The sequence below is a fragment of the Blastococcus tunisiensis genome (genome assembly GCF_900112815.1).
GTDB classification, from domain to species: domain Bacteria; phylum Actinomycetota; class Actinomycetes; order Mycobacteriales; family Geodermatophilaceae; genus Blastococcus_B; species Blastococcus_B tunisiensis.
On record NZ_FOND01000004.1, the window covers coordinates 171,464 to 194,639 of the forward strand.

Genomic DNA, 23,176 nt, shown 5'->3' on the forward strand with positions numbered 1-23,176 from the left:
GCGGGAGCGCCCGGCCGACGTCAGGCCGGGCGCTCCCGCGTTGGTCCCGCGGGGCTCAGACCACGCGGGTCAGTGCCGGCCACAGCGCGTCGGGGCCGCCGGCCAGCACGCCGGCACCGAGCACCCGCGCCCAGGCCAGGTCGCTGCCGGCCTCGTCCCGCCAGGACCACAGCCGCCGGGTCAGGTGGTGCAGCTTGTGCTCCTGCGTGAAGCCGATCGCCCCGTGCACCTGGTGCGCCAGCCGGGCGACGACCTCGACCGCGGCACCGGCCCGCACCTTGGCGGCCGCCGCGGCCAGCACCACGTCCTCGCCCCGGTCGAGCGCCTGCACCGCGGCGTCGGTCAGCGCCGTCACGGCGGTGACCTCGCCGGCCATCTCGGCCAGCTCCATCTGGATCGCCTGGAACCTGCCCAGCGGCCGGCCGAACTGGTGCCGCTCGCCGGCGTACTGCACCGTCCAGGCCAGCACCTGCTCCAGCGCGGCCGCCAGCTGCACCGCCCGTGCCAGGGCGTACCGGGCCCGGACCTCGCCGGCCTGCGCCGCGGACAGCAGCGCGCCGGAGCAGCCGGCCCGGTCCAGGACCAGCGACCCGCGCGGCTCCCCGGCCAGGTTGGCGGCGTCGGTCGCCGGCAGCGACGACGCGTCGACCAGTGCCAGCACCGCCCCCTCGATCCCGGCGGGGGCCGGGGCCAGCACGACGACGGACGACGCGACTCCTGCCCACGCCACGTCGGGCACGGTGCCGGTGAGCGTGAACCGTCCCGGTCCGTCCCCGTTGTCGACCGGGTGCACGGTGACCGCGTCGGCGATCGCGAACGTCGTCGGCTCCTGCGGCGACGGCAGGTCGAGGTCGGCCGCCACCAGGGCCGGTGTGGCGACCAGCAGCTGCTCGGCCACCGGCACCGCCCCGGCGCCCGCGGCCAGGGTGCGGACGATGGCGACGGCGTCGGCCAGCTCACCGCCCGACCCGCCGGCCTCCTCCGGCAGCCCCACGCCGGTCAGCCCCGCGTCGGCGAGGGCGGCCCACAGCCCGGCGTCCCAGCGCCGCTCCGCCGTCAGGGCGAACGGCTCGAAGCCGGAGAGGATGTCCCGGACGGTCTCGACCACCAGGTCCTGGTCCGACATCAGCGCAGCCCCAATCCACGAGCGACGATCCCGCGCAGGATCTCGTTGGTGCCGCCGCGCAGCGTGTAGCCCGGCGCGTGCAGCTGTGCCTCGGCCAGCGCCCGGCCCAGCGGATCGGCAGAGTCCAGCGACGGCGTCACGTCGACCACCTTCCGGATCTCCTCGATCACGTCGCCCTCGAACGTCGTCCCCACGTCCTTCACCAGTGCAGCCGGGATGTTCGGCAGCTCCCCGCGGTCCAGCGCCGCCGCGATCCGCAGCGACATCTGCCGCAGCGCCAGCAGCCGGGCCGACAGCCGGCCGAGGGTCGCCAGCGCGGCGGCGTCCCCCGAGTCGGCAACTCGACGAGCGAACTCGGCGACAAGGGGATATGTCGACAGGAACCGCTCCGGCCCCGACCGCTCGAAGGCCAGCTCCGCGGTCACCTGGTGCCAGCCGTTGCCCTCCTCGCCGAGCAGCATGTCGCCGGGGACGACGACCTGGTCGAACACCACCTCGTTGAAGTGGTGCCCGCCGTCGAGGATCCGGATCGGGTTGATCGTGATGCCCGGCAGCGACAGGTCGACCAGCAGCTGCGACATCCCGGCGTGCCGGTGGGCGGGGTCCGCCGGCGCGGTACGCACCAGCACGATCCCGTAGTGGGAGGTGTGCGCGTTCGACGTCCAGACCTTGGCCCCGTCGACGACCCAGTCGCCGTCGCCGTTGCGGACCGCCTTCGTGCGGATCGAGGCGAGGTCGGAGCCGGAGTCGGGCTCGCTCATGCCGATGACGAAGAAGCACTCCCCCGCGGCGATGCGCGGCAGGATCTCCTGCCGCTGCCTCTCCGTGCCGTAGCTGAGCAGGTTGGGACCCGACTGCCGGTCGGCGATCCAGTGCGCGGCGACGGGGGCGCCGGCGGCGAGCAGCTCCTCGGTGACGGCGTAGCGCTCCATCGCCGAGCGCTCGTGCCCGCCGTACCGCTTCGGCCAGGTCATGCCCAGCCAGCCGCGCTCGCCGAGCTTTCTCGAGAAGGCGGGGTCGACGCCGGACAGCCAGGTGTCCACGTGGGTGGTGAAGGTGCCGGCGGCGAGCTCGGCGGCGAGGAACTCGCGCACCTCGGCCCGCACCTGCTCCGCGGCGTCCGACCGCGGCGCGGGCGTCAAGGTCAGCGAGTCACTGCTCATGGGTCGGTTCTACCCGCTGCAGCACCGGTGCCGCCCGGCGGGGAGCCCGTGCCGGTCAGCGGTCGGCCTCGCCCGTCCCGCCGCGGGTGAGCTGGCGCAGTTCGCTGACGACGTCGGTCGCCACCGCGCCCAGCGAGGTCAGCGCGCCGGACACCAGCCGCCGTACGCCGTCCATGTCCAGGCCCAGGCCGGCGCCCAGGCCGGCCGCCACGTCCATGCCGCGCAGTTCCCCGACCGACGCCTCGTGCTCGGCGAGATCCGGCGACCAGCGCATGGCGTCACCCGACATCGACCAGTCGCCGGTCGCACCGTCGATGGCCGTCGCCACCGGGTTCGGGTTCTGGGACGAGGGCATGGCCGCCTCCAGCGCGCGGGGGGGTTCGGCTCCATGGTGACCCCGGCCGCGCCCCGACGGAAGGGCCCGGGCTCAGCCGCGGCGGGTCAGCACCAGCAGCGCGATGTCGTCGGCGCGGTGCGACCCGGTGAGCTCGCCCAGCAACCGGTCGCACAGCTCGTCCGGATCCGTCGTCCCCGCCCCGGTCGCCACCGCGAGCAGCGCCGTCAGCCCCTCGTCCAGATCCGCCGACCGGCTCTCGACCAGGCCGTCGGTGAAGAGCACCAGCGTCGCCCCGGGCGGCAGCACCCCGGCCCACTCCCGCGCCGGCGTCGCCGCCGGTGGCGCCCCGAGCAGCCGGGTCGGCACCACCGGGAGGAACTCCGCGCGCCCCTCGCTGAGCAGCAGCGGCGGCAGGTGCCCGGCCGAGGCGATCCGCAACCGGCCGTCCGCGGGGTCCAGCGTCGCGAACAGCGCGGTCGCCATCCGCTGCATGCCCATCAGCGACCAGCCGGCCTGCAGCCGCTCGATCATCGCGCTCGGCGTCGGCCGGTCGACGAGCAGCGCCCGGGACACCGAGGTGAGCTGCCCCATGGTGGCCGCCGCGGTGATGTCGTGGCCGACGACGTCCCCGACCGCCAGCGCCACCTCGCCCCCCGGCAGCTGGACGACGTCGTAGAAGTCGCCGCCCACCTCCACCCCGTACGTCGCGGCCAGGTAGCGGACCGCCGTCGACAGCCCCAGCAGCTCCGGGGGCTCCGGCGGCAGCAGGTTCGCCTGCAGGGTGTGCGAGGTGCGGACGTCGAGCTCGTAGCGCTGGGCCTTGGCGACGAGCAGCGCCACCTGCAGCCCCAATTGCTCGGCGACCTCGACGTCGGCCTCGGTGAACGCGCCCCGCCGCCGGTCGGCGCAGATGGTGAGGACGCCCAGCCGGCGGCCGTCGGCGACGAGGGGCACCGCCACGATGCCGGCCAGGTCGAGCGTCTGCGCCACGGTGGCGTGCTGCGCGTCCGCGGTGATCGAGGTGAGGTACTCCGCCGGGACGTGACGGACCCACTGGGTGCGGCCCTCCCGCAGCGCGCGCACGCTCGGGTGGGACTCCCGGCCCGCGGTCAGGTGGCGACGGCGCACCTCGTCGGCCAGGTGCTGCAGCCCCGGATCGCGGTGCCGCGCCACCGGCCGGGTCATGCCCTCCTCGGTCACCAGGTCGATCACGCACAGGTCGGCCAGCCGCTCGACGACCAGGGCGGCCAGGCGGTCGACGGTCTCGGGCAGGTCGGCGGCCCCGGCCAGCAGCCGCGCCGCCTCCAGCAGGAAGGCCGCCCGCTCGGCCTGCCGGGCCGTCTCCTCGTGCAGCCGCGCCCGCTCCAGCGCCTGGCCGGCCTGCCGGCCGAGGGTCCACAGCAGGTCCACGTCGGCCGGTTCGGGGGCCCGCGAGGTGCCCGGCTCGGCCAGGCTGATCAACCCTCCGCTCTCCCCCTGCAGGCCCAGCACCAGCGCGCCGAGCCGCCGGCCGTCGGCCGACACCGGGACGACGACCAGCGCGCTCAGCCCGCCCCGGGCCATCCCCTCGGCCACCGCGGGCTGCGACGACCGCATCCGGTCGTCGAGCTCCACGGTCCGCACGCCCTCCGCCAGCTCGAGCGCCAGCCGCTCCCCGGCCGCCTCCTGCAGGGCGTGCAGCAGCTCGTCCGGCAGCCCGTCCGAGCGGGCGGTCCGCAGCCGCGGCACGTCTCCCGGGGCTCCCCCCGGCTCCTCGACGAGCACCAGTGCGGCTCCCCCGGCCCGCAGCGCGGCGCGGCCGTGCTCGACGATCACCCCGGCCACGTCGGCGACGGTCCGCGCCGCCGCCAGGTCGGACACCACCGCCTGCACGACGCGCGAGCGCGCCTCCGACTGCTCGGCCAGGCGCTGGGCGGCGAGCAGCTCGCGCTCGTAGCGCCGCCGCGCGGTGGCCTCGAACAGCGTGGCCCGCACCAGCAGCGGCGCCCCCGCGTCGTCCCGGAGCTCGACGGCGTTCACCAGGCAGGGCAGCAGCGAGCCGTCGACCCGCACGACGTCCAGGGCGATCTCCCGCACCGCCCCCTGCATCCGCAGCAGTGGGGCGAGGTGGGTCTCGTGGAACGCCCGCCCCCCGACGCTGAGCAGGTCCTGGAAACGGGTGCCGATCAGCTCGTCGGCCGCGCGGCCGGTCCAGGCGCAGAAGGTCCGGTTGGCCTTGACGATGCGCCCGTCGGGCAGCGTCGAGAGATAGCCCATCGGCGCGTTCTCGTACAGGTCGGCCGGGTCCTCCTCGAGCAGCCGGCCCAGCTGCGCGCGAGGGTCCTGCCCCGGGTTGCCGACGGGATCCGTGCCGCTCACCCCGCCAGGAAGGACCGGATCGCCGCCGTCGTCTCCTCCGGCGCGCTGAGGTGCGGCACGTGCCCGGTGGCCGCCAGGTGCGTGAACACGCTGCCCGGGATCGACTCGTGGACGTAGCGGCCGACCACCTCCGGCGCGATGACGTCGTCGCTGCACTGCAGCACCAGGACGGGAACGCTGATGCCCGGGAGGTCGGCGCGGTTGTCGGACAGGAACGTCACGCGCGCGAACTGGCGGGCGATGTCGGGGTCGGTGCGGCAGAAGCTGTTGGTCAGCTCCGCGGCCAGCGCCGGATCGTCCTGGTTGCCCATGATCACCGGGGCCATCTGCCGGGACCAGCCCAGGTGGTTGGCGTCCAGCGCGTCGAGCAGCCCCGCGATGTCGGTCCGGCTGAACCCGCCGACGTAGTCCCCGTCGTCGATGTACCGGGGGTTGGGGCCGACCATGACCAGGGCGCCGAAGAGCTCCGGGGCCTGCTGCCACGCCAGGACGCCGATCATCGCGCTGACCGAGTGCCCCACGAGCACGACGTCGGAGAGCCCCAGCTCCCGGCAGACCTCGACGATGTCGTCGGCGTAGCCGCGCAGGGACGCGTACTTCTCGGGGTCGTACGCGCTCAGGTCGGAGTTCCCCGCCCCGACGAGGTCGAGCAGGACGACCCGGTGGTCGACCTCGAAGTCCGGCGCCACGAACCGCCACATGGCCTGGTCGCAGCCGAACCCGTGCACGAAGACCACCGGCCGTCCGTCGGGCACGCCGCTCACGCGGACGCAGTTGCGCTCCAGGACGGTGACCACGCCCTCGACCCTAGGCGACGCCTCCGCGGGTGTCGCCGGTCCCGCGCGCTGCCGAACCACTACGCCGGGGGACGACGCGCCGCAGCGCCTGCCCGGCACACCACCGTCCGGTTCCGGAAACCGCTGTCCGCCCCGTCCCCGTGCCCTTACCCTGCCGCGCATCCCGCAGGACCGCCGCTGCGCCGGTACGACCGCCGAACGAGGTGCGCCATGACCGCTACCGCGGTCCGGCCGACCGGCCTGGTCCCCGTCCCCCGCCGGGCGCCCGACGTCGCCGCCGCACCGGCCACCCGGCCGGGCGCCGCCGCCTCCCGGGCCCTGGCCTACCAGCGGGTGCTGCACCGCCTGCTGCGACGCGAGCTGCGGCTGCTCGCCGAGCTGGCCGGCTGGGCGCCCTCCGGGGAGCACCGGCGCACGGCGGCACTGACCGGGCACGCGGATCTGCTCGGCCGCGTGCTGCTGCACCACCACGCCGTCGAGCGGGAGGCGCTGTGGCCCGCTCTCGTGCGGGCCGTGCCGGACGCGACCGGGGCGGTGGAGGACTGGCGGGCCCGGTGCGACCGGACCGACCAGCTGGTGCGCGACGCCGCCACCGCCGCGCGGCAGTGGCAGGTCGCGGGCAGCGACCCCGCGCGGTGGGCCTTCGCGGCGGCCTGCCGGGCACTGGCCGACGCCGTCGACGCGCAGACCGCCGAGGAGGAGCGCACGCTGCTCCCCCTGCTCGCCGGCACCCTCGCTCCGGAGGACTGGGCCGCGATCGCCGGCTCCGCACGCTGCCGGCTGTCCGGCCCCGAGCAGCTGCTCGTGCTCGGCCTGGCGCTCGAGGACTCCTGCGCCGACGACCGTGCCCGGCTGCTCGAGGGCCTGCCCCGGTCGGTGCGGACGGCGTGGCGGCTGTCCGGCGCCCGGCGCTACCGGACCGCGGTGGTGCGGCTGCGCGGCGCCCCGCCCTCGACGTGACCCGGCGGCGTCAGTAGCGCGACGTCCCGCAGTCCCGGCAGCGCTTGCGGTCGGCGGCCGTCACGCCGCGGCAGTTGTCGCAGACCCAGGTGGTCCGCTCCTCGGTGGTGGTGCTCATGGTTCCCCCTCTGTCGGGCTCGCCCACGACGGTAGGGAACGGCTGTGTCCGGAAGGTGTCCGCCGGGTTGCGCTTGTCGGCAAACTAATCGCCCGGGCCGATGAATCCGGGCGCAACCGGAAGTCCCTCCTGGCATGCGGACCACCTTCGTGCTCGTCCCCGGCGCCGGCGGGGACACCTGGTTCTGGCACCGCCTCGTACCCGAGCTGGAGCGCCGCGGCCACGATGCCCTGCCCGTCGAGCTGCCCGCCGCCGACGAGACGGCGGGGCTGGACGCCTACGCGTCGGCGGTGGTCGAGGCCATCGGCGACCGCTCCCCCGTCGTCCTGGTGGCGCAGTCGATGGGCGGGCTGACGGCGCCGCTGGTCTGCGCGCGCGTGCCGGTCCGGCTGATGGTGCTGCTCAACGCCATGATCCCCGCGCCCGGCGAGACCGGCGGGCAGTGGTGGGGCGTCACCGGGCAGGACGAGGCGCAGGCGGCACACCGGGCCGGCCTCGGCCTGCCCGGCGAACCGGACGACGCGACCACGTACTTCCACGACCTCCCCGCCGACGTCGCGGCGACGGCCGGGTCGCAGCCGCTCGCCCAGTCCGGCCGGCCGGCCGTTCGAGGACCCGTGGCCGCTCGACCACTGGCCCGACGTCCCCACCCGCGTGGTGGCCGGCCGCGACGACCGCCTCTTCCCGCTGGAGTTCCAGCGGCGGGTCGCCGCGCAGCGGCTGGGCCTCGACGTCGACGAGCTGCCCGGCGGCCACCTGCTCGCGCTCAGCCGGCCGGCCGAGCTGGCCGACCGGCTCGACGGCTACCTGCGGTGACGTAGCGGTTCCTGCCGTCAGGGCGGCCGCCCGGCGGGCACAATGGGCGGTTCCGCCTCCGGACGCTCCCGCGCGGACGGCCCGCTCAGCAGGAAGAGACCAGCTTGTCGACGGTAGGACCCGAGGCCGCCCAGGCGGCCGACCTGGCGACGGAACAGCAGTACGTGAGCGGCCTCTACACCCGGCTGGACGAGATCCGGGCCCGCACCGTGCACCGGCTGGACGAGCAGCTGGCGATCGTGCCGCACAACCCGCAGGCCATCGGCGAGCGCGAGGCCCAGGTGGAGTGGCACACCCAGCGCATCGTCGCACTGGACGCCGCCGAGAGCGGGCTGTGCTTCGGCCGGCTGGACCGCCGCGACGCCGACGTGCCGCGCTACATCGGCCGGATCGGGCTGTCCGCCGAGGACGGCGAGGAGGAGCCGCTGCTGGTCGACTGGCGGGCCCCGGCGGCGCAGCCGTTCTACACCGCGACACCGCTGCACGACCTCGGCGTCCGCCGCCGCCGGCACATCCGCACCCGGCTCCGCACCGTCGTGTCCGTCTCGGACGAGACGCTCGACCTCGATGACGCCCCGGGGACCGCGGGTGCGTCGACGCTGACCGGCGAGGCGGTGCTGCTCGCCGAGCTGAACGCCTCCCGCACCGGCCGGATGAGCGACATCGTGCGCACCATCCAGGCCGAGCAGGACCGGATCATCCGGGCCGACGCCGGCGGGGTGGTCGTCGTGCAGGGCGGCCCGGGCACCGGGAAGACCGCCGTGGCGCTGCACCGGGCCGCCTACCTGCTCTACACCCACCGCGAGCGGCTTGCCCGCAGCGGCCTGCTGGTCGTCGGGCCCACCCCCACCTTCCTGCGCTACATCGCCGACGTCCTCCCCTCCCTCGGCGAGACCGGTGTGGTCCTCGCCGATCTCGGCGGGCTCCGACCGGGCCTGCGGGCCGACGCCCCCGAGCGCCCGGAGGTGGCCGAGGTCAAGGGGCGCCTGGTCATGGCCGACGTGGTCGCCGCCGCCGTCCGGGCCCGGCAGGCCGTCCTCGACCGGCCGGTGGAGCTGGAGATCGACGGCACGCGGCTGCGCGTCACCAAGGCCGACGCGGCGCGGGTCCGCTCCCGCGCGCGCAGCGCCTCGCGGCTGCACAACGAGGCCCGCCCGGCCGCCGCCCGGGCCGTCATCGGGCTGGTCGCCGCCAAGTACGCGGACAAGCTGGGCGCCGACGTCCTCGGCGGGGCCAACCTGCTCGAGGCCGGCGACGTCGGCGCGCTGCGCCAGGAGATCGCGGCGGAGCCCGCCGTGCACCGGCTGGTGGACCTGCTCTGGCCGCGGTTGACCGCCGAGCAGGTCGTCGGCGACCTGCTCGGCTCCCCGGCCCGGCTCGCGGCCGCCGCCCCGCAGCTCTCCGACGCCGAGCGCACCCTGCTGCACCGCCGGGCGACGGCGCCCTGGACGGCGGCCGACGTCCCGCTGCTCGACGAGGCCGACGAACTGCTCGGCGTCGACGACAGCGCCCAGCGGGCCGGGGAACGCCGCGAGCGGCAGCGCCGGCTGCGGCGGGCGCAGGACACCCTCGACCAGCTGCACGGCTCCCGCTCGCAGGACAGCGAGACCGAGGAGGAGTCCGAGGAGCTCTCCGCCGGTGACCTGCTCGACGCCGAGGGGCTGGCCGGCCGCCACGAGGAGGTCGACACCCGCAGCGTCGCGGAACGAGCCGCCGCCGACCGCACCTGGACCTACGGGCACGTGATCGTCGACGAGGCGCAGGAGCTGTCGGCGATGGCGTGGCGGCTGCTGCTGCGCCGGTGCCCGACCCGGTCGATGACGCTGGTCGGCGACGTCGCGCAGACCGGCTCGGCCGCGGGCGCCGCCAGCTGGGACGAGGTGCTCACCCCGCACCTGGGCCGGACGTGGCGGCTGGAGCAGCTGACCGTCAACTACCGCACCCCGGCCGAGATCATGGCCGTCGCCGACGAGGTGCTCGCGGCGGGCGGCACCGGTGGCACGGCCGCCCAGGCGGTGCGCTCGACCGGCGTGCCGCCGTGGGCCGAGCGGGTGACCGAGGTTGGGCTGGCCGACGCCGTCGCGGAGGCGGCCGCGCGGTTCGACAAGGAGGACGGCACGCTCGCCGTCGTCGTCGCCCCGTCCCGGCTCGACGCGGTCGCCGAGGCCGTGGCCGCGCGGCTCCTCGGCACCAGCACGGACGGGGAGCTCACCACCGGCCCCGCTGTCCTGCCGCCGGGGGCGGTGAAGGGGCTGGAGTTCGACTCGGTCCTCGTCGTCGACCCGGTCGCGATCGTCGACGAGGGCGTCCGGGGCCACAACGACCTCTACGTCGCGCTCACCCGGGCCACCCAGCGGCTCGGCGTCGTGCACCCCGGCGAGCTGCCGGCGATGCTGGCCGGCCTCGGGACGTCCGCCCCGGGCCGCTAGGCGTACCGGAACGCGGCCCGCTCCGTGCGCTCGAACGCACGCCGGAACGCCACGGACCACAGCATGACGGCGGCCCGCCCCAGGAAACCGGCGGCGGCGGCCCGCCCTTCGGCGGGCAGGCCGTACATGATCCAGGCCAGGGTGAAGGGGATCAGCCGCGCCGGATAGCCCGACGACACCTGCTCGTCCAGGCCCGCCCAGTCCTCGGGGGTGAGGAAGCGCTGCACCAGCGCGAGGGCGTCCCGTTCCTCGTGCCCCAGATGGGAACCGAGCCTCTCGCGGGTACGGGTCAGGTCGTCCGCGAGAGCGGCGCGGGCGGCCTCGTCGGCCCGCTCTGCCAGGGTGGCGAAACCGCGCGCGCAGGCCTCGAGCATCGGGTCGATCTCGCCGTGCTCGGCCGCCATCGCGTCGAGCGTCGCACGGTCCGCCGCCGTCCCACCGTCCGTGACGGCGGCCAGGAGTGCGGGCCAGATGTAGCGGTCCTCACCGGTGTGGTGGTGGTGCAGGACGGTCGCGAATCGCCGCCATCGCAGGTCCAGGGCGCGCCAGGTCCTCCGGTCGGTCACCGGCGTCGCGTCCACGGCCGCGGTGAAGGCGGCCAGGTCACGGCGGAACGCGTGGTGCATGAGGAACATCGGGGTCAGGTCGACCGGGCCGTCGGGGGCAGCCGCCTGACCGGGGAGCGTCAGCTGACCGTGGGTGCGGGTGCTCGTCATCGCGAGTGGTCCTCCGGGTCGTCTTCTGGTGCCCGGCCTGCAGGCCGGCCCGCGGCGACTGTCGCCGTCCCGGCTTGGAGACCACTGGAGCCCGGCTTGGATACGTGGCAGGACCGCCCCTCGCCGGGCTCAGGAGGCCGTGCCGCGCACCTGGAGGACGACGCCGCCGGCCGGCTTGGCCGGGATGCGGTGCAGCGCGATCGTCAGGTCCTGGTCCGGGACGTCGAACTCCAACCGGGCCAGCCGGACCGCCAGCGCCGAGAGCAGGCCGATGGTGAGCTGCTCGCCGGGGCAGCGGTGGTTGGTGCGGGGGTCCCCACCGCCCTGCGGCACCAGCTCGAACTCGCCGATGTCGCGGACCCGGCCGTCGGCCAGGAAGCGCTCCGGCCGGAAGGTGTACGGGTCGCCCCACAGATCCGGGTCGTGGTTCTGGCCGTACAGGTCCAGCAGCACCATCGAGTTCTCCGGGATGCGGACGCCGTCCCACTCGACCTCGCGCGGTGCCCGGCCGCCGATGAAGGGGGCGAAGGGGTAGAAGCGGCGCACCTCGTGGGCGAAGGCCTCGGCGTACGCCGCGTCGCCGGCGGCGAGCCGCGCGCGGTGCTCCGGCCAGCGGATCAGGGCGTGCCCGGAGAAGGCCACGAACCAGGCGACCGCGGTCGTCGGCCGGACGATGTTGAGCAGCTCGACCGCGGCCACCCGGGAGTCCAGCTGCTCGCCACCGGCGTCCCGGTGCGCGGCGACCACGGCGACGGCGGAGTCCTCCGGCACGGTGCGCGCCCCGCTGCGGACGTCGCGCACGAGCTGGGCGAGCCAGGCCTCGCGCCGGCCGCGCGCCCGGCGCGCCCGGACGTGCCGGGGCCCGCCGGTGGCGAAGCCGTCGACCATGGCCAGCAGGTCACGGGCCACCCCGGGGACCTCGTCGTCGGCGACCGGGATCCCGGCCCAGCGGCAGACGGCACCGGCGAGAACCGTCCCCGCCTCGTCGAAGAGCACGATCTGCCGTCGGCGCGCCCACTCGGCGACGGCGCCGTCCCAGGCCGCCGTCACCTGCTGCACGAGCGACCCGATGCCGTCCTCGCGCATCAGCAGGCCGACGAACATCGCCTTGCGCACGCGATGGGCCTCGCCGTCGAGGGTGTGCACCGCCCCCTTGCCGAACAGCGTGCCCTGCACCGGCTCCGGGATGGCGTGCGCGCGGCGCACGTGGTCCTCGTCGTAGAGGAACCGGGCCGCCTCCGGACCCTCGATCGCCGTGACCGGCAGGCCCCCCAGCCGCGCGCCGACCGTGCGGGAACCGTCCGCCCGCCGCCGGTCGGGCAGCCAGCCGTACCCCCTGGTGAGCAGCTGCAGGGCGTTCTCGGGGCGGCGCGGCTTCCGTCCAGGCATGCGTGCTCCCCTGCCCAGGACCCCCGCCGGGCAATCGTGTCACCCGGGGCGCTGCTCCTGGACGCGGTCGTCCTCGACCTCGGTGGACCCGTCCGCCGGCCGTGCAGCACTGCTCCCGGAACCCAGCCGCCGCAGCAGCGCGGCCACCTCCTGCGCGGCCGCCGAGGCGGAGTCCTCCCGCACGGCGGCCGCGGCCCGGGTCAGCGCATCGGCCAGCGCGCACTCCTCCTCGTCGAGCAGGCCCCGGTAGGCCGGGTCGAGCAGGTAGCCGGTGGGCGGGGTCGACAGGCAGCCGATCAGGTCCAGCAGCACCTCCAGCCGGCGGGCCGCCTCCGCGGCCCGGAGGTCGGCGGGGCCCATCGCCACGGTCTCGACGTCCCGCTCCCACAGCCGCGCACGGGCCGGGTCCTCCCGCAGCGCGAGGACCGTGCCGTTGCGCCGTCCGCCCGCCGATCCCGGGGCCTGCACCGCGCTGCGCACCTGGTGGGCGATCCGGACGAGGTCGTCGTCGAGCATCGACGTGCCCACGAAGAGCACGTGCCGGGTCAGCAGCAGCGAGTGCAGGACGCCGGCGAGGGCCGCGCGGGTGTCCCCGAACTGCAGGTACTCCTCGCGGGTCAGGACCACGCTCTCCGGGTGCGCGGCGTCGCCGTGCAGCTTGAGCAGCCAGGGCGATCCCGGAGCCGCCTCCTGGAACGGGAGCACGCGCACGTCCCGCCCGATGTCGCCGGCGGCCTGCTCGACGAGCGGGTCGTAATTGGTGGTGACGAACTCCTGCACCGGCAGGTCGGCGATCAGCGCGTGCGCGAGCGCGTAGGAGCCGGGGCCGAATCGCTCGGCCACGAAGGACTCGAGCCGTTCCCGGCCGAGTTCGCGGGCCAGCAGCGCCGCGGCGTCCTGCGGGGGCAGCGCGGACAGCCCGTCGCGCAGCCCGGCCGCCAGCCCGGAGGCGTCGGCCAACTCGTCGACCAGCCGTTCCCAGGTCGGCAGCCCGGCGGCGGCGCTCACCCCGGCGCCGACGAAGACCGCCAGCTGCCCGCGGCGCGCCCGGTCCCCCAGCTGCCGGGCCAGTGCGCACAGCTGGGGCGGGAGATCCCAGCTGCCCTCCTCGCCGCGCCGGACGCGCTGCGCCGCCGCCAGGTCGCTGGGCCCGCGCAGCACGAGGGCCACGTCGAAGCCGTGCTGGAGCGCGGCGTCCCGCAGCACCGGCAGCAGCCGCTGCAGCAGCGCGCCGCGCCGTCCGGCGGCACCGCCCCAGCCGGTGCCGAGGGCCGGGAGGCCGACCAGCCGCCGGGCCCGGCCGTGCGCGGGCCGGGGCACCTCCCGCCGGGCGACGGCGGCCAGCGCTGCGCGGGCGCCGTCGAGCAGCCACTCCAGGTGCTGCTCCTCGTCGCGCCCGCGGCCGTCCACGGTGTCGACCAGCCACACCTGCCGTTCGCCGTCCCCGGGGACCTGCAGCACCCGCTCGTCGCCCGACCACCGCAGGTCCACGCAGGCGCCGTCGTCGACCACCCCGGACACGAGGGAGGCCGGCAGCAGCGGGCACCAGCCGGGGGCCACCCGGAGCGACCGGTCGGTGGGCACCAGAACGTCGTCGCAGGACAGCCGGACCAGGTCCGCGCCGACGACGAAGACATGACCGCTCATGGCCCCGGTCCTACCCGGGCGCCGGCCGGATCACGACCGGGCGGATCAGGCCCCGCAGCCGCCGGCGCCGCAGGCGCACCCGGCGCAGGCGTCGGAGAGCGTGCGGGCCGGCGCCGGCGCGGGCCGGGCGGCGACCGTGCGCAGCACCGAGGCGCCGACGAGCACCGGGACGGCGAGGACGGCCACGGCGAGGGCGGCGATCACGGTGGCCACGTCGCCCGCGCGTGCCCAGGTCTGCCCCAGGCCCGTGGCGATGAGCAGGCCGGTGACCAGCACCGCCCAGACCAGCAGGGCCTGGCCCCCCCGCCGGGCCACGCCGCCGCGGCCGAGCAGACCGGCCCCGGCAGCCAGCAGCAGCAGCGGCACCGCGACCAGCAGGACGGCGGCCGCCACCGGCTCGGACACCAGCGCGGCGCCGAGGGCCACCGCTCCGCCGGCGAGGGCGGCCGTGCCCAGCGGACGGGCCCGGCCGGCCACCGCTGCGCTCATGCCGCCGGACCCGGCCCCGCGCAGGAGCAGCGCGCCGCGCACGGCGAGGAAGAGCCCCGCGGAGCCCAGGACCAGACGCGCGCCACCGCCCTCCCAGAGGACACCGGTGACGGCGACGACGAGCATCAGCACCGCCAGCCCGGTCCAGCGCGGCCAGGTGCGTCGCGCCACCTCGGGGGCCATCGACTCGGTGCTGCTGCTCAGGATGCCGGTTGCGCTCGCCACGGACCCAGTGTCCCTCACCGCGCCGCCGCGCTCGGCAGGCGCCGCGACCGCGCCCTGTGCCACGCTGAGCCGTTGCCGCCCGGCCCGTCGAAGGAGTCACCATGAGCGCGCAGGGAACGGCCGGCCGAGGCCTGGGAGCCGCCCGCCAGGCGGGGGACAGCGACGGGCTGGAGCACCTCGCCCGCGTCGGTCCGATCGCCTACGGCGTGGTCCACCTGCTGGTCGCGTGGCTCGCGCTGCAGCTGGCCTGGGGCGGGAGCACCGGCGGGGAGTCCGCCGACCAGTCCGGCGCTCTGCAGACCCTCGCCGAGACGCCACTCGGGAAGCCGCTCCTCTGGGTCCTGGCCGTGGGGCTGATCGCGCTGGCCGCCTGGCAGGCCGCCGAGGTGCTGCGCTGGCGGCACGGCTGGTCCGCCTCGGGCAAGGCTCGATCGCAGGCGCTGGAGCGGACCGGCAAGGCCGTCGTCAAGACGGTCGTCTACGCCGCGCTCGCCGTCCTCGCCATCCGGTTCGCCACGGGCGGTGGACAGGGCAGCTCGCAGCAACAGCAGCAGACCACGGCCGGGGTCTTCGGCTGGCCGGGTGGCCGGTGGCTGGTGGGCGTCGCCGGGCTCGTCCTCGTCGGGGTGGGCGCCTACCACGTCTACAAGGGCCTCACGAAGCGCTTCCTCCGGGAGATCGACACCACCGACTGCTCCCGCTCGGCCCTGCGACTGGTGACGAGGCTCGGCCAGGTGGGCTTCCCGGGCAAGGGGATCGCGCTCGGGGTGGTCGGCGGGCTGTTCGCCTATGCCGCGATCACCTTCGACCCCGAGAAGGCGCAGGGGCTCGACGGCGCGCTGCACACCATCCTCGACCTGCCCTGGGGCCAGATCCTGCTGACCCTGGTCGCCGTCGGCATCGCCGCGTTCGGCGCCTTCTGCATCGTGCGGGCCCGCTACCCCGAGCGCACCTGAGACGACGGACCCCGCCCTCCTCATGCTCGGCAGGACCGGCTCGAGCCCCGGGACAGGCCCCGCCCGCTCGCTGCGCGACCGCGTGCACGACGTCGTCGAGCGGGCCCGCGCGGTCACCGACCACCCGGTGCTCACCCACCTGGCACGCGCGGGCCTGATCGCCTACGGCGCGATGCACCTGCTCATCGCCTACCTCGCGGTCCGGCTGGCGTGGCGGCTGCGCGGCGCCGACGCCGACCAGACCGGTGCGCTGCAGACCGTCGCCGACGGTCCGGGCGGCCGGGTGCTGCTGTGGGCGATCGGCCTCGGCATGCTGTCGCTCGCGGTCTGGCAGGGCGGCGAGGTGCTCCTGTGGTGGCGCGGTCTGCTCGACCGGTCGCACCGGGTGCGCACCGCCGTCGTCTGCACCAAGTGCCTGGCCAAGGCCGTCGTCTACGGCGGCCTCGGCGTCACCGCCCTGCTCTTCGCGGTCGGGGCCGGGTACCAGGCCGACGAGCGGCTGCGCGAGCTCACCGACGACACGCTGCTGGTCCCCGGCGGGGCCGCGCTCGTCCTCACCGTGGCGCTCGGGGTGGTCGCGGTGGGGCTCTACACGCTCGTGCGCGGCTTCACCGGGGGCTTCATGCGCGACATCGACCTGCCCGCCGCCCCCGACCGCTGGGAGCCGGTGATCGAGGGCATCGGCCGGGTCGGGTACGTCGCCAAGGGGATCGCCTTCGGCCTGGTGGGCGTGCTGCTCTGGCGGGCGGCCCTCTCGGCCGACGTGTCGACGGCGACCGGGCTGGACGGAGCCATGACCGTGATCGCCGGCGTGCGGGGCGGGCCGTGGCTGCTCACCGCGGTCGCGGCCGGGTTCGCCGCGTTCGGGGTCTACGCGCTCGCGAGGGCCCGGTACCCCGACCGCGACCCCAGTTCCTAGGCCCCCTCCAGGGCACCGCCCCGAGCCTGCGAGGGGTGGGGAGAAGGGGTCCTTCGTCAGGTGCGGGGGCCGCCGGCGACGTAGACGACCTGGCCGGAGACGAACCCGGCGCCCTCGCTGACGAGGAAGGAGACGGTGTGCGCGATGTCCTCGGGCTGCCCGGCCCGGGCGACCGGGATCGCCGCCGCGCGCTTGGCCACGTAGGGCTCCCACTCCTCCCCGATCCGCTCGGCGGTCGCCCTGGTCATGTCGGTGACGATGAACCCCGGGGCGATCGCGTTGGCCGTCACGCCGAACTTGCCCAGCTCGATCGCCAGCGTCTTGGTGAACCCCTGCAGGCCGGCCTTCGCGGTGGCGTAGTTGGCCTGGCCGCGGTTGCCCAGCGCCGAGGTGCTCGACAGGTTGACGATCCGGCCCCACTGCGCGTCGATCATGTGCTTCTGCGCGGCGCGGGTCATGAGGAACGACCCGCGCAGGTGCACGTGCATGACCAGGTCCCAGTCGGCGTCGCTCATCTTGAACAGCAGGTTGTCCCGGGTGACGCCGGCGTTGTTCACCAGGACGACCGGCGGCCCCAGCTCGGCGGCGACCCGGTCGACGGCGGCCTGCACCTGATCGGCGTCCCCGACATCGGCGCCGACTGCGAGCGCGCGGCCGCCCGCGGCCTCGATCTCGCCGACCGTGCCGCGGGCGTCGTCCTCGGACAGGTCGAGGACGGCGACGGCGAAGCCGTCGGCCGCCAGCCGACGGGCGGTCGCCGCCCCGATCCCGCGCGCGGCGCCGGTGACGATGGCGGCCCGCGCCATCAGCGGGCCACCCGCTCGAACAGCGCGGCCAGCCCCTGCCCGCCGCCGATGCACATCGTCTCGAGGCCGTAGCGGACCTCGCGGCGGTCCATCTCGCGCAGCAGGGTGGCCAGGATCCGCCCGCCGGTCGCGCCCACCGGGTGGCCGAGGGAGATGCCCGAGCCGTTGACGTTGGTCCGCTCGAAGTCGCTGTCGGTGAAGCCCCACTCGCGGGTCACCGCCAGCACCTGGCTGGCGAACGCCTCGTTGAGCTCGATCAGGTCGACGTCGGAGAGCTTGAGGTCGGCCTGTGCCAGCGCCTTGGCCGTGGCCGGCACGGGGCCGATGCCCATGGTCTTCGGCGGCACGCCGGCCACGCCCCAGGACACCAGCCGGGCCAGCGGCCGCAGCCCCAGCTCGGCGGCCTTCTCCGGCGTGGTGACGATCGCGACCGCGGCGCCGTCGTTCTGCCCGCTCGCGTTGCCGGCCGTGACGGTGGCCCCGTCGTCGTCCCTGCCCATGATCGGGCGGAGCTTGGCGAGGGTCTCCACGTTCGAGTCGGGGCGGATGTGCTCGTCCCGGTCGACGACGGTGTCGCTCTTGCGGCCCTTCACGGTGACCGGGACGATCTCGTCGGCGAACCGCCCGGCCTCCGTGGCCGCAGCCGCGCGCTGATGGCTGCGGACGGCGTACTCGTCCTGCTCCTCGCGGGAGATCTTGTACTCCCGGCGCAGGTTCTCCGCCGTCTCCAGCATCCCGCCCGGCACCGGGTGGTTCTGCCCACCGGCGGTGACCCGGCCCCGCGCCAGCCCGTCCTGCAGCAGCACGCCCGGCCCGGCCTTGACGCCCCAGCGCATCGCCGTCGAGTAGAAGGGCGCATTGCTCATCGACTCCGCGCCGCCGGCCAGCACCAGCTCCGACGCTCCCGACTGCACCTGCATCGCCGCGTAGAGCACCGCCTGCAGGCCCGAGCCGCAGCGCCGGTCGATCTGGATGCCCGAGGCCGTCACCGGCAGACCGGCGTCCAGGGCGGCAACCCGGCCGATCGCCGGTGCGTCCATGGTCGGGTAGCAGTGGCCCAGCAGGACGTCCTCCACCGACTCCGGCGGCAGCCCGGTGCGTTCCACCAGCGCCCGGATCACCGTCGAGGCGAGCTCCTGCGCCGGCACGTCCCGCAGCGATCCGCCGAAGCCCCCGACCGGGGTCCGCAGCGGCTCGCAGATGACCGCATCTCGCACGGTGGTCCTCCCTGTTGCTCTCCGACCGGAACCGACCCCGTCAGCCGGGGCGGACGGGGTCGAGTCTCCACCCGGACCGGGCAGGCCGCGCGAGCGGCCCGGCCGAGCCGGGCGCGGGGAGGGTCCAGGACCTGCCGGTCAGGCGACGCCCTGCTGCTCCGGGAGCGCGGAGCCGTCGATCCGCTCGGCGTGCAACAGGTCCCACAGGCCGGTGATCTGCAGCGGCCGGATGACCGCCCGGGAGGACGCCAGCACCCGCATGGCCACGTCCTGGCGGACGGCGCGGCGGTGTGCGGCCGCCAGCACGCAGAGGCCTGCGGAGTCGAGGAAGGTGACCTGACCGAGGTCGACGGTGAGCTCGCGGACCTCGCCGTCGAGCTGGGCCTCGAGTGCGCGACGCAGGACCGGCGCAGAGGTGGAGTCCACCTCGCCCGAGGCGGTCACGCGGACGACGGGGCCGGAGCCGGAGACGGCGACCGACACGAGCTCGGTGGTCGGTGGGTCGAGCGAGGATGCGGTCACGGGCGTGCCTCTCGGAGCGGGATTCCGGACCAGCGGCGGGCCCATCGGGCCGCGGAACTGGCGAGGCGGCTGGCTGATTGAACCGCTGCCTGTGACCGTATTGACCGCATCGGCACATCGCAAGGGCTGCGATCGGGCGTCCATGGCTCGTCGTCCGGGTGGCCGCCGCCGTCCGGGACGAGAGCGGATACTGGTCGGCGTGGCGGGTCGATGGGCGGTGGGCGGCGCGGTCGCGGCGCTGGGGGCGGTCGCCGCCTTCCTGCTGCTGGACCCGGTCATCGCCGCGTTCGCGACCATCCTGTGGGGAACCCTCGTGGTGATGGTCGTGGTGGCCGGCGACTGGGACCGCCACTCCACCTTCGAGGAGCGCGAGCTCGAGCGGGCGCGCCGGCGCAAGGAGAAGTGGGAGCGCGGCGCGGACGCCCGGGCGCGCGACCGCGCCAGGTTCGAGGCGCACCGCGCCCGCCAGGACGCGAAGCGGGCCTCCCGGCCCGAGCGGTAATCCGCTCGACGCGGCGCCGGCACCCCGCCTAGCGTCGTCGGCATGCGGTACTCCGTGCGCCTGCGCACCGTCTGAGCCGACGTCCCGCGGAGCGGCTGTCGCCGCCCGCCGTCCACGCCCGTGTCGTCCCGGGCGTTCGCTCCCGTCCCGGCCGGCCGGCGTGGTTCGCCCCGCCGCGTCCCGGCTGCCGCTCCCTCCTCCTCCGGAGATCCCCATGTCACGCCCGTCCCCGATCAGCGACGGCCCCGCCGCCGCGGCCCGCTCCGCGCTTCCCGAGACCGCCACCGCGGCGTTCGACCGGCTCGCCGGTGCCCTCCTGGCCTCCCCCTCTGCACCACTCGGTCCGCTGCTGCGAGGGCAGTTGCCGGGCACGGCGGGGGTCCGCTGGCTGCGCCAGGAAGGGCTGCCGCCGACCACCCGCCCGACAGCGCTCACCCCGGCGCAGTGGCTCTCGCTCCACGAGTGCTGGAGCGCCACCTCCCGCGCTCCCGGACCGGGAACCCCCCGTGGCCGGCGGGGCGGCCGGCCGTCCCCCACCGGGCACGCGCCCGGGGCCGCGGCCATCCCGCGCTGGGGCCAGTAGGCGGATCCGCGCGTCGGCGCCTCACTCTCCGATCGCGTCCTCGGCCGCCAGGTCGGGGGCGCGGTCGGGGACGGCGAACGCCTCGGCCAGCGCCTGCCGGCTCGACCACGCCCCGGCCCGCCAGGCGAGCGCCCGGCCGAGCGCCTCCGGGGTGCCGTCCACGTGGTCCACGTCCCGGGCGGGCCACCAGGCGACCGGTTGCCCGCCCACCTCGAGCCGGTCGTGCAGCTCGACCGTCCCGGGCAGCGCCTCGAGGCCCAGTCGAGCGGCCGCGAGCGCGGCGCCGGGCAGCTCCGCCCACGGGCGCCGCTGCCCGCGTGCGGTCACGGCGCCGTGCACCCGCTCGCTGGCCAGCGGCAGGTCCAGCAGGTCCGCGACCGCGCCGGCAGCTCCTCCGGCGGGCACCACGGGCACTCGGACCAGTGGCTGCAACCACGGTGCGTCGAGCACGACCGCGTCGGACGCCACCCGCTCCGGCGCCACCCGCACGCGATCCGGCGGGTCGACGTCGATCCCGTCGAGCGCCCGGGCCAGCCGGGCGTACACGGTGCGCAGCACGTCGGGCCGCACGGTGCGGCCCGGGTCGCCCAGCCGTCCGAGCAGGTCGACCGCGCCGTCCACGTCGGCCAGGACGTCGGCCACCGTCGCGGGCGGCCGGAGCAGCGCCAGCACCTCCGGATCGGCCGCCGCAGCTTCGTACAGTCCCTGCAACTCCGCGCCGTCCGGGGAGCGGAGCCGGTCGGGCCGCTGCCCCTCCACGACCGGGTGCGTCGACAGCCACCACCGCAGGTAGCCCGGCACCGCGACGCCGTCGAGGTCCACGTCCGCCCAGGCCTCGGCGGGCAGGGCGGCCAGGAGCCGGAGGGCCGGCGTCCAGTCGGTGACCAGCTCCAGGTCGCGGACGGCGGTCAGCACCGGCCATCCGGGTGGTGGCCCGCCGGGCGGCAGCCGGTCGAGGACGTCGTCCAGCCAGCGATCCACGCCGTCGACGTCCAGGTCGTCCGGGTCGTCGGCCCGCACCAGGGCGAAGGTGTCGAGCACGCCGACCGCGCGGAGCGCCTCGGGATCGGCGGTGGCGGCCGTGTCCCCGTCCAGCACCCCAAGCGAGCCCTCGGCGAGGACCACGGCCAGCGGCGACCCGGGCAGCACCAGCTCCCCCGCCGGCGCCCATCCCCCGTCGGCATCGGGCAGCGCGAGCTCGGCCAGCCACGGCAGCTCCCGCGCCTCCGGCCGGGCGGCCGTGACGAGGGCCAGCACCGCCTCGGCCAGCTCCTCCGGCTCCGGCGCACCGTGGAGGGCGTCGTCCACGGCGTCCATCGAGTTCTCCACGGCGGCACGCACGGCGGGATCGGCCAGGACTGCAGCCGCGGTGGCCGGTCGCGCCCCGAGCCGTTCCAGCAGCCGCCGCGCGGCGGGCGGGGTGACGGACTGCGGCTCGGCCAGCGGCAGACCGAGAGGGGCCAGCCGGGAGACGGGGAGCCCCGCGTCGGGCAGCAGCACCCCCGCCGGGCCGTGCGCGGTGCGGCCGTCGGCGAGCGGCACGGGCAGCGCGGCCAGCTCCTCGCGGTCGGCGCCGTCCAGGGCCGCGTAGAGGGCTGCCCACCACGAGGCCGGCCGGTCCACCCCGCGGACCGCCTCCACCACCTCCGCGATCCCGGTCCGGCGCACGCCCAGCGCGGTGCGTGCGCGGACGTCCGACCGCTGCGACCAGCCGGCCGGGAGCAGACCGGGGACGACGCCCGCGAGTGCGGCCACCCGCTCCTCGACCGGGTCCTCCAGGGCGGTCGCCCGGTCCGGCGACTGCCGGGCGCCCGGATCCCCGGCGACGGGGAGCCAGGCGCGGGTCCGCAGCCGGTCCAGGACGGCGTGGCACAGGGCGGCGTCCAGCTCGGCGCCGGCCAGGTCCACCCGGGGCACCAGCGCCAGCGCCGCCGGATCGGCGGGCAGCCCCGACACGAGGTCGGCGACGGTGCCGGCCGCCGCCGAGACCAGGGCATCGGTGACCGGCCCGGGGGCGACGTGCCGGCGGTCGGGACCGAGCGGGAACGGGGCGATCAGCCGCAGGGGAAGGGAGAACGGCTCGTCGCTCGGGGTGGGGGCGTGCACCACCTGTCCGGGCGGCAGGGGCGCCGGCCGGCCGTCGTCCAGCGGCACCGCCGCGGTCACCGTCCAGCCGCGGCGGGCCCGCTCCTCGACCGGGCGGTCGAGGAGCAGCTCGGCGGTCAGCTCCCCCGAGCGCTGGGCCACCGCCCACGTCGTGGCCGACGGGCCGTCCAGCAGCCGGGCGGCACCGGGTCGGCGCTCGATCGCCAGCTCCCGCCGCACGCCGTCGACCAGCACGTCGATCGCGGTCAGCCCCGGGAGGGCGAGCAGCAGGTCGGCGCGCAGCGCCGCCAGTGCCGACGCCACGACCGGGACCGCACCGGCCCGCAGCGGCAGCACCACCTCGGTCGCGAAGCCCTCGGGGGGCGTGCCGCCGACCGGCCACGGCAGGCGCAGCACCGGCACCGCGCCGTCCCGGCGGGCGACCTCCGCGGCCAGGGCCGGCACCGCGGTGACCGCCGCGCGCGTCGGGTCGGCGCCGAACCGCACCCCGCCCGTCGCCGACAGCACGACCGGCTCGTCGGTGACCGCCAGGACGGCGGCGAACCCGACCCCGAAGCGCCCGACGCCGGCCGGCTCGTCGCGCTTGACCGAGGCGCGCAGCGTCGCCAGCCCCTGCACCCCGGCGGCGTCCAGGGGCGCGCCGGTGTTGGCCGCCCGCAGCGTCGCTCCGCGCAGCTCCAGCCGCAGGTGCCCCGGGACACCGGCGCGGGCGGCGGCGTCGGCGGCGTTCTGCGCCAGCTCGACCAGCAGCCGGTCCCGGTAGCCGCCGCGGACGAGGTCCTCCTCGGCGTTGGCGTCCTCGCGGAAGCGCGCCGGATCACCGGTCCACGCCGCGAGGACCCGCCGGCGGATCGCGGCGGTGCCGAACCGGTCCTCCTCCGCGTTCTGCATGCTCGGCCCCTTCCGCCGCCCGGTCCGGCAGACCCTAGTTCGGGCCGGGGCCGCGGCGATCTCCAACTACCGGGTGATACCTGGGTTGGCGGGCTCCCGGATCG

19 protein-coding genes and 2 pseudogenes are annotated in these 23,176 nt (G+C 76.4%); 8 read left to right on the plus strand and 13 right to left on the minus strand.

Annotated elements, in window-relative coordinates:
- Positions 1-55 precede the first annotated feature (55 nt).
- From BM142_RS06915 to BM142_RS06935, 5 genes are all read right to left on the minus strand, one after another.
- A complete protein-coding gene (locus BM142_RS06915) occupies positions 56-1,126 on the minus strand; it encodes an acyl-CoA dehydrogenase family protein (RefSeq protein WP_092196045.1) in 1,071 nt (356 codons plus the stop codon).
- Complete coding sequence (locus tag BM142_RS06920; protein ID WP_092196046.1) at positions 1,126-2,289, minus strand: acyl-CoA dehydrogenase family protein; 1,164 nt, start codon at positions 2,287-2,289, stop codon at positions 1,126-1,128. The genes BM142_RS06915 and BM142_RS06920 overlap by 1 nt, the downstream gene beginning before the upstream one ends.
- Before the next feature lie 55 nt (positions 2,290-2,344).
- Positions 2,345-2,644 carry a hypothetical protein gene (locus BM142_RS06925; protein ID WP_092196047.1) on the minus strand — a complete coding sequence of 100 codons (300 nt, stop codon included), beginning with the start codon at positions 2,642-2,644 and terminating at the stop codon, positions 2,345-2,347.
- A gap of 72 nt (positions 2,645-2,716) precedes the next feature.
- On the minus strand, positions 2,717-4,984 hold the full coding sequence (locus BM142_RS06930; RefSeq protein ID WP_254790609.1) for a SpoIIE family protein phosphatase: 2,268 nt from the start codon (positions 4,982-4,984) through the stop codon (positions 2,717-2,719).
- Complete coding sequence (locus BM142_RS06935; protein WP_254790611.1) at positions 4,981-5,781, minus strand: alpha/beta fold hydrolase; 801 nt, start codon at positions 5,779-5,781, stop codon at positions 4,981-4,983. The genes BM142_RS06930 and BM142_RS06935 overlap by 4 nt, the downstream gene beginning before the upstream one ends.
- A 210-nt stretch (positions 5,782-5,991) precedes the next feature.
- Between BM142_RS06935 and BM142_RS06940 the strand changes: the two genes are divergently transcribed.
- The 4 genes and pseudogenes from BM142_RS06940 (at position 5,992) to BM142_RS06950 (ending at position 10,104) form a co-directional block, all read left to right on the plus strand.
- Positions 5,992-6,741: a hemerythrin domain-containing protein gene (locus tag BM142_RS06940; protein WP_092196049.1), complete on the plus strand. Its 750-nt coding sequence runs from the start codon at positions 5,992-5,994 to the stop codon at positions 6,739-6,741.
- 252 nt (positions 6,742-6,993) lie between these two features.
- A pseudogene (locus tag BM142_RS25625) lies at positions 6,994-7,251 on the plus strand (esterase/lipase family protein); the annotation flags it as partial.
- 148 nt (positions 7,252-7,399) lie between these two features.
- A pseudogene (locus BM142_RS24840) lies at positions 7,400-7,675 on the plus strand (alpha/beta fold hydrolase); the annotation flags it as partial.
- 104 nt (positions 7,676-7,779) lie between these two features.
- On the plus strand, positions 7,780-10,104 hold the full coding sequence (locus tag BM142_RS06950; protein WP_254790612.1) for a HelD family protein: 2,325 nt from the start codon (positions 7,780-7,782) through the stop codon (positions 10,102-10,104).
- On the opposite strand, the gene BM142_RS06955 is transcribed toward BM142_RS06950, so the two are convergent.
- The 4 genes from BM142_RS06955 to BM142_RS06970 form a co-directional block, all read right to left on the minus strand.
- Positions 10,101-10,820: a hemerythrin domain-containing protein gene (locus tag BM142_RS06955; RefSeq protein ID WP_092196050.1), complete on the minus strand. Its 720-nt coding sequence runs from the start codon at positions 10,818-10,820 to the stop codon at positions 10,101-10,103. The genes BM142_RS06950 and BM142_RS06955 overlap by 4 nt on opposite strands.
- 129 nt (positions 10,821-10,949) lie before the next feature.
- A complete protein-coding gene (locus BM142_RS06960; protein ID WP_092196051.1) occupies positions 10,950-12,209 on the minus strand; it encodes a cytochrome P450 in 1,260 nt (419 codons plus the stop codon).
- Between the two features lie 39 nt (positions 12,210-12,248).
- Positions 12,249-13,856, minus strand: a complete 1,608-nt coding sequence (locus BM142_RS06965; protein WP_092196052.1) for an SIR2 family NAD-dependent protein deacylase — start codon at positions 13,854-13,856, stop codon at positions 12,249-12,251.
- Positions 13,857-13,901: 45 nt separating this feature from the next.
- Positions 13,902-14,570 (minus strand): hypothetical protein, encoded by a 669-nt coding sequence (locus BM142_RS06970; RefSeq protein ID WP_092196053.1) that lies wholly within the window; start codon positions 14,568-14,570, stop codon positions 13,902-13,904.
- 101 nt (positions 14,571-14,671) lie between these two features.
- Between BM142_RS06970 and BM142_RS06975 the strand changes: the two genes are divergently transcribed.
- Positions 14,672-15,526, plus strand: a complete 855-nt coding sequence (locus BM142_RS06975) for a DUF1206 domain-containing protein (RefSeq protein ID WP_092196054.1) — start codon at positions 14,672-14,674, stop codon at positions 15,524-15,526.
- Between the two features lie 22 nt (positions 15,527-15,548).
- The gene (locus BM142_RS06980) at positions 15,549-16,445 is read left to right on the plus strand and encodes a DUF1206 domain-containing protein (RefSeq protein ID WP_092196055.1); all 897 of its coding nucleotides are present in this window, start codon (positions 15,549-15,551) and stop codon (positions 16,443-16,445) included.
- Positions 16,446-16,501: 56 nt separating this feature from the next.
- On the opposite strand, the gene fabG is transcribed toward BM142_RS06980, so the two are convergent.
- The 3 genes from fabG to BM142_RS06995 form a co-directional block, all read right to left on the minus strand.
- Positions 16,502-17,251, minus strand: coding sequence for a 3-oxoacyl-ACP reductase FabG (gene fabG, locus BM142_RS06985; RefSeq protein WP_092196056.1), 750 nt, complete (start codon positions 17,249-17,251; stop codon positions 16,502-16,504).
- A complete protein-coding gene (locus BM142_RS06990; protein ID WP_092196057.1) occupies positions 17,251-18,468 on the minus strand; it encodes an acetyl-CoA C-acetyltransferase in 1,218 nt (405 codons plus the stop codon). The genes fabG and BM142_RS06990 overlap by 1 nt, the downstream gene beginning before the upstream one ends.
- A gap of 138 nt (positions 18,469-18,606) precedes the next feature.
- Positions 18,607-18,990, minus strand: a complete 384-nt coding sequence (locus BM142_RS06995) for an STAS domain-containing protein (RefSeq protein ID WP_092196058.1) — start codon at positions 18,988-18,990, stop codon at positions 18,607-18,609.
- Between the two features lie 199 nt (positions 18,991-19,189).
- Between BM142_RS06995 and BM142_RS07000 the strand changes: the two genes are divergently transcribed.
- Together BM142_RS07000 and BM142_RS07005 are read left to right on the plus strand one after the other, a co-directional pair.
- The gene (locus tag BM142_RS07000) at positions 19,190-19,492 is read left to right on the plus strand and encodes a hypothetical protein (RefSeq protein ID WP_139228796.1); all 303 of its coding nucleotides are present in this window, start codon (positions 19,190-19,192) and stop codon (positions 19,490-19,492) included.
- Between the two features lie 214 nt (positions 19,493-19,706).
- Positions 19,707-20,075 (plus strand): hypothetical protein, encoded by a 369-nt coding sequence (locus BM142_RS07005; RefSeq protein WP_092196060.1) that lies wholly within the window; start codon positions 19,707-19,709, stop codon positions 20,073-20,075.
- Positions 20,076-20,096: 21 nt separating this feature from the next.
- Here the strand turns inward: BM142_RS07005 and BM142_RS07010 are convergent, their stop codons facing one another.
- On the minus strand, positions 20,097-23,072 hold the full coding sequence (locus tag BM142_RS07010) for a sacsin N-terminal ATP-binding-like domain-containing protein (protein WP_092196061.1): 2,976 nt from the start codon (positions 23,070-23,072) through the stop codon (positions 20,097-20,099).
- Positions 23,073-23,176: the final 104 nt, after the last annotated feature.